Here is a 12,861-nt window from a genome sequence, read left to right as displayed (position 1 = left end):
AAAAAGCCATGCATTGCATAATGCCACTCGCTTAAGAGCGAGTGGCATTTTTACTTGGATATTTCACTGTTTTCTTTAGCACCACACGCGGGTAGCTGGGCCGCTTCCTCTTTGGGGGTAAAATCAACCTTTTGCCATTTTCCCTCAGTCGTTTTAAGTGCTGTGGAATCGCTCCCGGACTCCCTCTGTCACTCCAACCAAACTCATCCTGTATTAAAAACAGGGCATTAATGAAACTTATCCTCTGTGGCTCAACTTTATGCTGCACTGCCATTGCGGCCATCTCTAGCCGAACAATATTGTAGGTCGTTAAGATCCCCCATAATTCTTGATACACCCCATCCTTCTTCTTACTGCGCAGGACTGGTTTATTTTCCAGTTGATATTGCTTTAGCTCACTATAACCCCTCTCTATCTCCCATCGCTGCCAATACACCTTGAGTAAATCGTTCACTGGATAGCTGTTGGGGCATAGGCAGGACGTGATAAACCCTTTGATATCACCTTTGGGTGACGGAATAAGAATAAGGCGGGCTTGCCAGCTCTCCCCCAGATAAGGCGCTTGCTGTTTAGCTTGGGGTGATACCGGCATCTCAACCAGATGGTCATACTCTGAGAATGACTCGATAATTTGATAGCGGGTCTTAGACTTTATCGGGGTTAACCAATGGGTGTTTGCACCGCTTTCTTGCCAGCTGATGAGCAATTCGGCAGACATAAACCCACGGTCAAACAACGTGAGCGAATTCTCGGGAGCTGAGCCAACCAATTGCTGTGCATAGTGAATTTCACTGTGGGTAACAGGCCCGAAAGCCGCATCAGAAAGTAAGTGGCTACGAGTAGACATTAAGGTGACCGCCAGCACAGAGGGAAAAGAAGCCGTGCTTTGTGCAAAGCCAAAGTGATGGTTTTCTTCAGTGTTATGCGTCTTAAAATACGTCCCATCAACACTGAGCAATTTCAATCCCGCTATCTCATCAAATTCGCACTGTGTTTCCCACTGTGCAGCGGTTGTTTTGAACAGATAACGCATGGGCTCTGAACCCAACTTTTCTTTGGCTTTGATGATACTACTGGTCGCCAGTGGCGGGAGCTCCCCCTTGGAGTCGGGAAATGCCAGTGAGAGCGTATCACAGACTTGCTGAATCGAGCGGTTACGCATCAAACCAATGCCTAGAACCAACCAAACAGCTTGCTCTGCAGGGAAACGGCGGGTTCGAAGCGAGGCCCTGCCAGTTTGTTGCACAGCCTCAGCCACCCAATCCATGGGAACATGTTTGGCGAATACATCAATATCTTGCGCTTGGAAAAATTCAGCGGTAACGAGTAGCTCTTTAGAAAATTCAGACATAAAAAAATCAGCTGCAACTTAGGTTGCGGCTGATTATGAAGCCCTTGAAAGATCGTTCAACTACTTAAAACGATCGGCATTAATGCATTGCATGGCTTTTTTATTTTTATCACCTTGAGTCACTAAGCCGCAATCAGTCTCACTTAACTAGCTAGCCACTGCCACTGAGTACTCAAGAGGGTTAGGTTTACTCGCTTGGGAATGTATTTTTATCTAGTCTCAACCCCCCACTTTTAATCAACCAAATCTACTCGCCCCATTCCTTAAGGCCGATTTTAAATGCTTAGAGGTTAACTGCTGAAACTCGCTAACATAGCGCAATAGTTAACTAGTGCGCTTTGGCGATATTGGATACTAACTAAGAGTGAAATGCTATTTTAATCGCTCACTAAATTGCTGTAATACTTTGGTTAATTTTGGTCGAATGACAAACTTGCAATAACCTTGCTGACTATTTTGTTCAAAGTAATTATGATGATAGGTTTCAGCATCAAAAAATTGAGTAAAGGGCGACACTTCAGTCACTATCTCTAGTTTGTCGCGCTGCTTAATTTCAATAATCTTCACTTCAGCTTCATTTTTTTGGTCATCATTATGAAAAAATATCACTGAGCGATATTGCGGGCCAATATCATTACCTTGCCGATTTAAGGTGGTGGGATCGTGCGCCACAAAAAACACTTCAAGTAACTCACTAAAACTGATGACATTGGGATTAAACTCTATCTGCACCACTTCTGCATGCTGAGTCTTACCTGTGCACACTTGGCGATAATCTGCGTCACTAGCCTCGCCACCACTGTAGCCAGAGGCGACTGTTTTCACGCCCTTAATCGCTAAGAAAATGGCTTCAGTACACCAAAAGCAGCCGCCGCCCAGGGTCGCTAACTCAATAGGTTCACTCATGTTCAACCTGCCCTTTAAACAGTAATGATGCAGAATTTACGCAGTGACGAACATTACGCTCTGTTAAATATTCACCGTTAAATACATGGCCAAGATGCCCATCACACTGACTGCACACGATTTCGACTCGGCGACCATCTTTATCAGCGTGGCGCGTCACGGCACCTTGAATTTCATCATCAAAAGCGGGCCAACCGCAATGAGCTTGAAATTTATGTTGAGACAAATAAAGCGGTTGTTCGCAGCGACGACACACATAAACACCAGGGGCATTATGCTTGTCATATTGCCCTGAATATGGCGCTTCCGTGCCTTTTTGTTCGATCACAAAACGTTCAAACTCAGTTAATTCAGCCATGATAACTTCTCCAATTTCATAGTGTTAAACTATAAGTGTGCAATTTTACGCCTTGCATCATCCAGGGCCTGCGTTTACACTGAGGCCGACATGGAGAGCAGTATGTTAATAAATATCGATTTTCGCGCAAAGGATTGTGCCAAGTACTTTTGCCAAAGCTTACAACAACATGGAATAGTGCTATTACAGCAAACACCCATTGATTTTGAATTAGTGACTCGCCTTAATCTGCACTGGCAACATTACTTTAGTGATCCTGCTAAATACCACTATTTATATCATCCCAAAGATCAACTTGGCTTTTACCCGTTAGAAATTTCAGAAACCGCCAAAGATCACTGTGTCAAAGACATCAAAGAATTTTTTCATTATAGGCCTGAAGCAAAAATACCAGCTTCTTTACAATCAATGACTCAAGCCTACTTTGAGCAAGCGCGCACCCTCAGCTCACAATTAATGACCATGCTAATAGATAATGCCACCCAACACTTACACCATCCGTTATCAGCGCTAAGTTTAACTACGCCGCATAAGCAACATTTACTGCGTATAGTCCATTATCCGCCGCTTAATGATTCCGCCGAGTTTGGCGCTTATCCATGCGCCCCGCATCATGATATTAACTTACTGACAATTACACCATTAACCGCCAGTAATGCCTTAGAATATCGTATCAATCACGCTTGGCACGCAATTCCTTATGCAGCCAATACTATGCTAGTGATAGTGGGCGAAATGCTGACAGAAATCAGCCAAGGCCTGTATCCCTCATTATGTCACCGTGTTGAGCAAACAGGTAACTCTCGGACCCAAAAAGCTAATTTAGAGATCCCATTTTTTTATCATGCAGCGCCAAACCAAGTGTTATCACCGCGAGCAACCGCATCTGAGATGCTAAATGCGCGATTAATCGACCTAGGCGTACTCACCAAACAGATTGATTGAGCAATTTGATCAATAACAAGGTAAAATGCTGCGATTATTTTTTGACTCAGGATATTTAGCTCTTATGGCGATCCAATGGTTCCCAGGACATATGCATAAGGCGCGCAAAGAAATTGCCGAAGCCATGCCCACCGTAGATTTAGTCATTGAAGTTCTTGATGCTAGAATTCCCTACAGCAGTGAAAATCCGTTAGTGAAACAACTAAGGGGCGATAGACCTTGTATTAAATTGCTTAATAAGAGCGATTTAGCCGACCCTGTGGTTACTGAGCAATGGATAGCCCACTTAGAGCAAGAGCAAGGCGTTAAGGCCATGGCGGTCACAACGTTACAACCGGCGCTCATCAAACGCATTATTCCAGAATTATGCCGCAAGTTAGTACCACATAGAGCCGATACTGAAAAAGACATTCGCACTATGATCATGGGGATCCCTAACGTAGGAAAATCCACCATTATCAACACCTTGGCTGGTCGCGTGATAGCCAAAACCGGTAACGAGCCTGCGGTGACTAAGTCACAGCAAAGAATTAATCTGCGTAACGGTATTGTTCTTAACGATACCCCAGGTATTTTGTGGCCAAAAGTAGATAATGTGGCCTCTAGCTATCGCTTGGCGGTGACAGGTGCAATCAAAGATACCGCGATGGAATATGAAGATGTCGCTATGTTTGCGGTAGGCTTTATGCGTGATGCTTATCCACAAGAATTGCAGCAAAGATACAAGTTAACCACCATTGATTTAGAAGAGCTACCTTTGCTTGAAGCCATTGGCATTAGCCGCGGCGCTCGCAGACCCGGTGGCTATATTGATTTACATAAGGTTTCTGAATTATTACTGCACGAATATCGCAGCGGTAAAATTGGGTTGTTAACCCTAGAAACCCCAACGATGGCAATTGCAGAACAACTTGAAGTTGAGCGCATGTTAGCCGAGAAAGAAGCGCTGCGCCAAGAGCAACTCGAAGCTGAAAAGCGTCGCCGCTCAGGTGTTAGACACAACGACTAGCATGATTTAACTACATAGTTAAGGTTCAAGCACTAGGCGTTGACTATTTCGCCGCTATTACGGTTATTAATTTTATAACCATAATAGCGGCGTTAAAACCACAGTTAAGGGTTGCTGCGTATTCGCACAAAACTGGCAAATCTTGGTTTTCCCTTAGCCGTTAATCCTTGATATCGATAAGTAATCACAGCGCCAATCACAGGTGGATGATTTCTTTCTTGTAAGCTAAACCCTGTACCTATGGCAAACTCTACGCCATTAGCGGTTCTCACTTTTAACGCCCCCATCTTGCCAATCAAGGCTTTTTTTCCAGCCACATAACCAATCACAGTCGCTTCAGCGTCCATATAAGGTTTAACTTTTATGAGTGCTTGCTTATCGCCGGGTAAATACTTAGCGCTCGCAAGGTGCAGCATTAGCCCTTCCCCGCCAGCGGCTATCACCTCGTCAAGTTGGTGCGCTAACTCATGTTGTGATGTTAATGAGTATTGCTCTATCACTTCAAGCGTGGGATTTATCCCAGTCAGATGCGTCAAAGCCCATTGATATCGCTCATTAAAAGGCAAATCTAGATGCGGTACATCAAACACCATATATTTAAGTGGCTGTGGTGTCAGTATCGACTTTTGACCTTGATGAGGCTGAAAACTGGCAAGCATTGTCTGCACTTGCTCAAATTTACCGCGCCCGGCCCAAAGCTCGCCATCTAAACTCGTATTCGGAAAGTTGGCTATAAATTCTGGTGGTAAATGAATAACATGGCCTTGCTTTGACCACATAGTATTGCCATCCCAATAGCCCCTAACACCATCAAGTTTCTCACTCACTAGATATAAAGCAACATCGACCCCATGATAATCCTTACCTGCAAGTTGCAACTTCGCCATAGGCGCTGAATTTAGGTTACTCACCCATAAAAAACTCATCAGAAAAATAATGGTGCGCATCATTAGCCCCTCAGTATGTTTAATTAAGTATTGTATAAACTCACTTAACCCTAAAAAAACAAACTGATATAATGTAAACCTCAATAGAATCCAATGCCTTAGAGTGATCAATGAAACCGGCTAACAATAATGGAATAAAACGCGTGATCCGAGCTACCGGATTTTCGATGCAAGGATTAACAGCAGCGTGGAAGCATGAAGCGGCATTTAGACAAGAAGCCATATTGGCGGCGATTTTACTGCCAATAGCTATCTTATTGCCCGTAGCTTTGATCATAAAATTGGTGTTAATTAGTACGGTATTTATTGTACTTATCACCGAATTACTCAATTCAGCGATAGAAGCCGTAGTCGATAGGATCAGTGATGAAATTCATCCGCTCAGTGGTAGAGCAAAAGATATTGCCTCTGCCGCCGTATTTATGAGTCTAGCCTTATGCGGCATCACTTGGGCGTTAGTCCTCATTGATCTTGTTATTAATTAGTAACATTAAAGCGAACAGCACTGGCAATTCAGCTGTTAGCCATAGTGGCTTAAGCAGCTGATTTTCGATTTTTTATTGATTATCGCAATTTGCTGCACTCTTGCAGCAATTCAATGCTGGCAGTAATTTCTGCAATATTTGCCGATTGCGGCCAATAGGTAGCGTAGATATTTCTGGTTAAGTAACTCGCATTCGCCACTAAAAATAGCTGCTCATCAGCCAGTAACGATTGAATAAAATCAAGCGGTAAAAATGCCAGCCCCGCTTGTGTTAACAAATAATTTAATGCCATATCGGCCGAGCTAGTATGCAACATAGGGACGGGCAGATGGTGATAATGCTGCGCATGCCAACTGTTAAAGGCCGTGCCCCAATCTACCTTAACATATGCAAGCTCATTCACTTGCTCCAAGCTTACCTGTCTTGAACTCACTAACACTAACTCTAACTGTCCTACCGCCACTTGCACTAAGTCATCGAGTTTGGGCGGATCTAAGCTAATGCTGACATCCAAAGACTTATCAAGCAAACGCCTAGCAACTGTGGCATCGGGCTTTTCGTCCGTTCTTAGCGCCACTCCATCAAGCCCTTGATAAAGGCGATGGATTCTTTTCTTAAGGTAAATGTCCCAAATGTTGGGTCCAGTACCTATGGCCAGCTGAACACTTTGTTGCAGACTCAAAGACACATCTTGCTTCGCTTGCTCCCAAGCGGTCAACACAGCTTCAGCATGGACTAGCATGCGTTCGCCAGCATGAGTGGGATGGATATTATTGCGTTGGCGTTCAAACAAGGCCACCCCTAAAATCCCTTCAAGCTGCTTGACCCTAAAACTCACGGCACTTCGAGTGAGGTAAAGATTATCCGCCGCTTTCCCAAAATGACGCGTTCTGGAAACTTCCAAAAAGGTCTTGAGCAAATCTGTATCCATAAAAATTCTTTACCAAAAGTGCGAAAATATTTTGATTTAAGTCACAATAATACTCGCCAAGACTCAGCTTGAAAATCGTTTCTCAGTAAAAAAGTTACGCGGCATATGTAGAAAAATAGCAATAAGACAACGCGTTAGCCCAAAAATATCATTGTCACTATCTTAGCAAGTGCAAAGTTCACGTCACTAAACTTCTGCAACATTCACTCTTAAACACTTTTGTAGGTAATCATTAACTAATCATTCCCATAACAACTGTGATTTTACTCACAAGTGCGTTCAAATTATCGCCACCACAAGTAATGCGATAACTAATTACGTAAGTGACCAGTTTATATGAGCGCATTTGGATGAAGTAAGGTAAAATTGCACAGGGAACACCCTTTTACGCCAAAATGTAACCTCAATTTTAGAGGGCACATGGCAAAACACTCAGAGGAGTAAAGCTTCTGAGTTCCAGTATGACCTAGTAGCTCCCTAACTTATAGCGGGCGTAAGGATTAACAATGAAAATGAAGGTTTGCGAATAATGCGTGGGTGGATTTTATACAAAGAAACTGCAACGCTGCTGAAACCTGAATTATATGAGATCAACCGTCTACTCGAGGCGGCAAAAGCAGATAACATTCAGTTAGAAGTTTTTGCTCCAGAAGAATTCGATCTGACGGTCACCAGGGAAGACAACAAGAGTATTTTGTTGAACGGACAACCAGTTGAGTTGCCCGATTTCATTATTCCCCGGATGGGATCAGGTACAACATATTTTGCATTAGCAATCATTCGTCACTTAGAGCGTTTAGGCGTGTATTGCCTTAACTCTTCTACTGCGATTGAAACGGTGAAAGATAAATTATTCTCTCAGCAGTTATTGGCTGAGAAAAATTTGCCGACACCAAAAACTATGTTAGTTAAATTCCCAGTCGATATTGACTTGGTAGACCGTCACTTAGGTTTTCCTGTAGTGATTAAAACTTTGTCTGGTTCACAAGGCAGCGGTGTGTTTTTATCGCACAAAGCCCGTGAATTCGATGACTTAATGCAGTTAATTGAAGCGACTAACAAGAACGCCAATATTATTTTGCAAGAATTCATCGCTAACAGTCATGGTCGTGATCTGCGAGTATTTACTATCGGTGGTCGTGTTGTTGGTTGTTATGAACGCCGTGGCCAAGAAGATAGCTTTAAAGCTAACGTCAGTGCCGGAGGTTCTGCGAGTCCTTTTGCAGTCACTCCAGAAATCGAATGGTTAGCAACCCAAACTGCCAATATTTTAGATTTGGACGTAGCAGGTATTGATTTGTTGTTTGACAACGGTCATTACAAAATTTGTGAAGCGAACTCATCACCAGGATTTGAAGGCTTAGAGTCTTGCTTGGATATTGATATTGCTTCACATATTATGCACTTTATTCGTATTCGCTTAGGTATGTTTAACAAGAACGAACCTAGCAGCCCAACGAACATTGAGCCGCCGTTGAAATTGAAAAATAAACGTTCAAAATCATCAGAGTAATGTCTGATATAACATGGCTCGACTCATTCGAGCCATGTTATTACTCCCTGTCTAGGCCCTTGATTCGCGAGACCCACACTTCCCTTGGCATCCGCAGTAAATATCCAAACCCAGTTATCAAAAGCAAGTTTTCTAAAGTCAATTCCCTCAAGCAAGTCCCCTAAAACCAGTTCTCCAAGATCAGTTATCCAAAGTCACTCACCTAAACGCACATATTTTCACCGCGACTTTTTATGCCAATGTTAAGCATTTGAGCCCATGGGCTAAGCGAGTCACTATTTCAATAGCCACTTGCCTTGACTCTTTAATTTTGTGCCAATAATGCCACTCTGCAGATAAATGCTTACAACAAGCTGCTTAGTCGCTGATTAGCCCTAGAATTTCATCCATTGCCAACTAGACTTAGGCTTAACTCTTTTGAACGCAGGGATAGCGTATGTCAGATCCGTTATTGCAAACCGCCGCCAATCATCTTCGAAAAGCCTTACCTTTGATGATGAAACATCAAATTCCAACGACGCCAACCAATTACGCCCTGTGGTATGCCTATGTGGCTGAGCAGCAACCAGCCCTTAATTCTGAACTTGATAGAGTCATTGCCGATTTTCGTACCTGCCCAACTGTGACTGGTGAGCTCCTCTACCGCCAGTATGTTGCTGACCCGGTTGAGCTCGACGTGCGCAGCATGCGCCAAAGCTTAGAGGCTATGACATTAGAGTTATCGGCATCCTTACAAGATACCAATAATGATGCGGTCAAATTTCAGAAGCAGATAGACAACCAATTCAATAAATTAAATCTGATTGAACAAGAAGGTATGTCACTTGAACAAGTGCTCGCCTTAGTCAAATCCTTAGTGAATGAGTCTGACAGCATTCGCCGTAATACCGGTTTTTTCACCCAACAACTGAGCAAAGCACAAACTGAGATTAGTGAGCTACGGGCTAAGCTTGCCCAAAGTGAAAAAGACATGTTGCATGATGCGCTAACTGGTTGCTTAAATCGCCGCGCTTTTGATGCAGATACTAAAGCCATTATTTCCCAAGCTCCGGAAGGCCTGTGCGTCATCATGGTGGATATTGATCATTTTAAAAAATTTAATGATAACTTTGGCCACCAACTGGGCGATGCGGTACTTAAAGCCGTAGGAAAACGCTTGCAAGAGCAATGTCGTGATGGCGCCAATATCTATCGTTTCGGTGGTGAAGAATTTGTGGTTTTAGTACCGCAATCAAGCTTAGCGCTAACCCGCCATTTAGCTGAAAGTATGCGCCGCGCAGTTGAAAAATTAGTGCTTAAAGATAGACGCAAAGGCGCTAAGGTGGATTCAATCACCGCATCTTTTGGTGTTAGCCAATGGCAAGCAGCTCAAGCCATAGAAACTGTAATTGAGGAGGCTGACCGTCAGTTATACCAAGCTAAAAATTTAGGCCGTAATCGCGTCATGCCTATCACTTAAGGTCGGCCTTCGCCCTTAAGTGATATTAAAAAACCATGAGTCTCGCCTGAGTTAATGCTAGAGTGCTAACAAACCATTAACTGTTGATGCCAATGAAAAAAGATTCAAAAATTGTGAGTGCTGGTCGCGATAAGCACTTCACCCAAGGCATAGTCAATCCCCCGATTTACCGCGCATCAACGGTAGTGTTCGATAGTCTTGAACATATGCACCAAGCCAGCTTAAAAAAAGCTGATGGTGCACTGTTTTATGGCAGGCGTGGCACCCCGACCCAATTTGCATTACAACAAGCGATAGCTGAACTCGAAGGGGGTGCCGGCTGCGCTCTTTTCCCTTCGGGTACGGCGGCCATTGCTGGCGTGCTGTTATCTTTTCTTAAAGCGGGCGATCATTTACTTATGGTCGATAGCGTGTACGAACCGACGCGCGATTTATGTGATCAACTTCTTTCTGGCTATGGGATCAGCACCAGTTATTATGATCCTATGATAGGTGATGAATTAGCGAGCCTAATACAAACCAATACTAAGGCAGTGTTTTTTGAATCCCCAGGCTCAATCACAATGGAAGTGCAAGATATTCCAAAACTTTGCCAAATAGCCCATCAGTTTAATTGCATTACCTTACTGGACAATACTTGGGCATCCCCTATCAATTGCCGCCCATTTACTATGGGGATCGATATCTCGATTCAGTCCATTACTAAATATGTCGCCGGTCATTCCGATGTGATGATGGGGAGTGCCACCGCTAACCCTAAATATTGGCGGCAACTGCAACAACATAGTTATCTATTAGGCCAATGTGTGTCAGCCGATGACAGTTATCTTGCCTTGCGCGGCCTGCGCACGTTAAGCGTGCGCCTGCAGCAGCAAGCCAATAATGCGTTAAAAGTCGCTAACTGGTTGGCTTTGCGCCCAGAAGTGGATCATCTAAGGCATCCAAGCTTTAGTGAGTGCCCAGGGCATGATTTCTATGAGCGTGATTTTAGCGGCGGTAATGGCTTGTTTTCTGTGGTACTTAAACCTGCGCCAAGTGTTGCCATTAAAGCTCTAGTGGATGATATGCAGTTTTTCAAACTTGGGTTCTCATGGGGCGGCTTTGAAAGCTTGCTGCTGTGGATCCAAGGCATAGATAAAATACGAACCGCCACTCACTGGGACTCAAGCTTCCCTTTACTAAGACTGCATATCGGACTCGAAGATGCCGATGATTTAATTGCCGACTTAGCACTCGGTTTTGACCGCTTTCATCAAGCCATAAGTTCAGCCAAGTGATTGGGCCATTACCAATTACTTTGGCATGTAATTGAGTCTTAGCAATGCTCGCATACCTAGCCCCTTAAGCCAACCTAGATCACAAAAGCCACCAGTCTTGCGTGAGCTAGTTGGCAAATAGCCACATTAACTAGGTTTACGCCTAACTAATACCCCGCCTCATATTCAATTACGCTAAAATAGCACTTCATTTTTGAACATTGGAGCCGCTATGATTTGGCTTGAACTTGCCATCGTTTTATTGTCAATTTTTATTGGAGCAAGAATTGGTGGCGTAGCCATAGGTTTTGCTGGCGGAATTGGCGTACTGGCACTTGCTTGTCTTGGCGTACAACCTGGGCATATCCCTTGGGATGTCATCTTAATTATTATGGCGGTGATATCTGCCATTGCAGCCATGCAGGTGGCTGGAGGTATGGATTATTTAGTCAATCGCGCTGAGCGCTTACTTAGACGCCATCCTAAACATATCACTATCTTAGCGCCGTTAGTCACCTACTTTATGACGTTATTGGCTGGCACTGGCCATACCGCTTTTTCTACTTTACCTGTGATAGCGCAAGTGGCTAAAGAGCAAGGCGTAAGGCCATCTCGTCCATTATCCATTGCCGTAATTGCCTCGCAGATTGCCATTACCGCCTCCCCAGTGTCTGCGGCTATGGTGTACTTCTCTAGTCTGCTTGAGCCTAAGGGCGTTGATTATATTACCTTAGTCTTCATCTGTTTTTGCTCGACATTAACCGCAGTGTTTCTCACCTCGCTAGTGACACAATTTTTAGGCTGTGAGTTAAAGGACGATCCTGTCTATCAAGAGCGCTTAGCCCGTGGTGAAGTGGCGCAGCGTCAACAGCAAAATGCCCCCGAGCAACCCTTTGCACTACGCTCATTACTGATATTTTGTGGCGCTATTGGCCTCATCATGTTTTATGCCACAGCGTTATCACCTGTGGTGGGTTTAATTACCGAACCGGTACTTAGTCGCGATCATGCCATCATAGCCATTATGCTATCGGCGGCGCTCCTCATTACTTGGCGCTGCAAAATCGATGCGGATAAAATCAGTAGTGCCGCCACCTTCAAATCAGGCATGTGCGCCTGTATTTGTGTCATGGGTGTGGCCTGGTTAGGTGCAACCTTTGTTGAAGCCAATATTGAACATATTCAAAGCTCAGCAAGCTTACTATTAAATCAATATCCTTGGATGCTGGCCATTGCCTTATTCTTTGCCGCTATGCTCTTGTACTCACAAGCCGCCACCACTAAGGCATTAATGCCTGCGGCATTAGCCTTAGGCGTAAGCCCAGTGGCGGCGATTGCTTCATTTGCGGCGGTATCAGCCTTATTTGTGCTACCTACATACCCAACTTTGCTGGCTGCAGTGGAAATGGATGACACAGGTTCTACCCGTATAGGTAAAGCAGTATTTAATCATCCCTTTATGATCCCAGGCCTACTAACTACCGGCCTAGCCGTAGGATTTGGTTTTATATTGGGGCATTTAGTTCTGTAAAGATGGCCTAACTTGCTGATAGCAAATAATTGCGAAAAAAAAACCACAAGCCTTGGCTTGTGGTTTTTTTTGCTGTTAACGCTTATGTTGCTTTTAGCTCAGTGATTAATATCGTCTTACTCGCCGCAGCTCATTAGATTCATTCAGATCCACGCTCTTAAGTCGCTAGT

The 12,861-nt window shown here is 44.1% G+C and carries 10 protein-coding genes and 1 pseudogene; 7 read left to right on the top strand and 4 right to left on the bottom strand.

Going from position 1 to position 12,861, the window contains the following annotated elements; all coding sequences use genetic code 11:
- Nucleotides 1-31 precede the first annotated feature (31 nt).
- On the bottom strand, nucleotides 32-1,351 hold the full coding sequence (locus FJQ87_RS09035; RefSeq protein ID WP_140930149.1) for an IS4 family transposase: 1,320 nt from the start codon (nucleotides 1,349-1,351) through the stop codon (nucleotides 32-34).
- Nucleotides 1,352-1,723: 372 nt separating this feature from the next.
- Nucleotides 1,724-2,615: pseudogene (locus FJQ87_RS19025) on the bottom strand (bifunctional methionine sulfoxide reductase B/A protein).
- Between the two features lie 102 nt (nucleotides 2,616-2,717).
- Between FJQ87_RS19025 and FJQ87_RS09025 the strand changes: the two are divergent.
- Together FJQ87_RS09025 and ylqF are read left to right on the top strand one after the other, a co-directional pair.
- On the top strand, nucleotides 2,718-3,560 hold the full coding sequence (locus FJQ87_RS09025) for a 2OG-Fe(II) oxygenase family protein (RefSeq protein ID WP_168195167.1): 843 nt from the start codon (nucleotides 2,718-2,720) through the stop codon (nucleotides 3,558-3,560).
- Nucleotides 3,561-3,624: 64 nt separating this feature from the next.
- Nucleotides 3,625-4,569, top strand: coding sequence for a ribosome biogenesis GTPase YlqF (ylqF, locus tag FJQ87_RS09020; RefSeq protein WP_140932351.1), 945 nt, complete (start codon nucleotides 3,625-3,627; stop codon nucleotides 4,567-4,569).
- Nucleotides 4,570-4,673: 104 nt separating this feature from the next.
- On the opposite strand, the gene FJQ87_RS09015 is transcribed toward ylqF, so the two are convergent.
- Nucleotides 4,674-5,519: a DNA ligase gene (locus FJQ87_RS09015; protein WP_140932350.1), complete on the bottom strand. Its 846-nt coding sequence runs from the start codon at nucleotides 5,517-5,519 to the stop codon at nucleotides 4,674-4,676.
- A gap of 107 nt (nucleotides 5,520-5,626) precedes the next feature.
- On the opposite strand from FJQ87_RS09015, the gene FJQ87_RS09010 reads away from it, so the two are divergent.
- Complete coding sequence (locus tag FJQ87_RS09010) at nucleotides 5,627-6,001, top strand: diacylglycerol kinase (RefSeq protein WP_140932349.1); 375 nt, start codon at nucleotides 5,627-5,629, stop codon at nucleotides 5,999-6,001.
- A 79-nt stretch (nucleotides 6,002-6,080) separates the two neighbouring features.
- Here FJQ87_RS09010 and FJQ87_RS09005 read toward each other — a convergent pair whose 3' ends face one another.
- A complete protein-coding gene (locus tag FJQ87_RS09005) occupies nucleotides 6,081-6,932 on the bottom strand; it encodes a LysR family transcriptional regulator (RefSeq protein WP_140932348.1) in 852 nt (283 codons plus the stop codon).
- A gap of 529 nt (nucleotides 6,933-7,461) precedes the next feature.
- On the opposite strand from FJQ87_RS09005, the gene FJQ87_RS09000 reads away from it, so the two are divergent.
- The 4 genes from FJQ87_RS09000 (at nucleotide 7,462) to FJQ87_RS08985 (ending at nucleotide 12,691) form a co-directional block, all read left to right on the top strand.
- Entirely contained in the window at nucleotides 7,462-8,445 is a 984-nt protein-coding gene (locus FJQ87_RS09000) for a RimK family alpha-L-glutamate ligase (RefSeq protein ID WP_140932347.1), read from the top strand.
- Between the two features lie 436 nt (nucleotides 8,446-8,881).
- Nucleotides 8,882-9,904: a GGDEF domain-containing protein gene (locus tag FJQ87_RS08995; RefSeq protein ID WP_140932346.1), complete on the top strand. Its 1,023-nt coding sequence runs from the start codon at nucleotides 8,882-8,884 to the stop codon at nucleotides 9,902-9,904.
- Nucleotides 9,905-9,996: 92 nt separating this feature from the next.
- A complete protein-coding gene (locus tag FJQ87_RS08990) occupies nucleotides 9,997-11,181 on the top strand; it encodes a cystathionine beta-lyase (RefSeq protein WP_140932345.1) in 1,185 nt (394 codons plus the stop codon).
- A 211-nt stretch (nucleotides 11,182-11,392) separates the two neighbouring features.
- Nucleotides 11,393-12,691: an anaerobic C4-dicarboxylate transporter gene (locus tag FJQ87_RS08985; RefSeq protein ID WP_140932344.1), complete on the top strand. Its 1,299-nt coding sequence runs from the start codon at nucleotides 11,393-11,395 to the stop codon at nucleotides 12,689-12,691.
- Nucleotides 12,692-12,861 lie beyond the last annotated feature (170 nt).

This window comes from Shewanella sp. SNU WT4 (assembly GCF_006494715.1).
Taxonomy (GTDB): domain Bacteria; phylum Pseudomonadota; class Gammaproteobacteria; order Enterobacterales; family Shewanellaceae; genus Shewanella.
The sequence above is the reverse complement of the archived record's forward strand: the minus strand, read 5'-3'. Positions and strand labels throughout refer to the sequence as shown.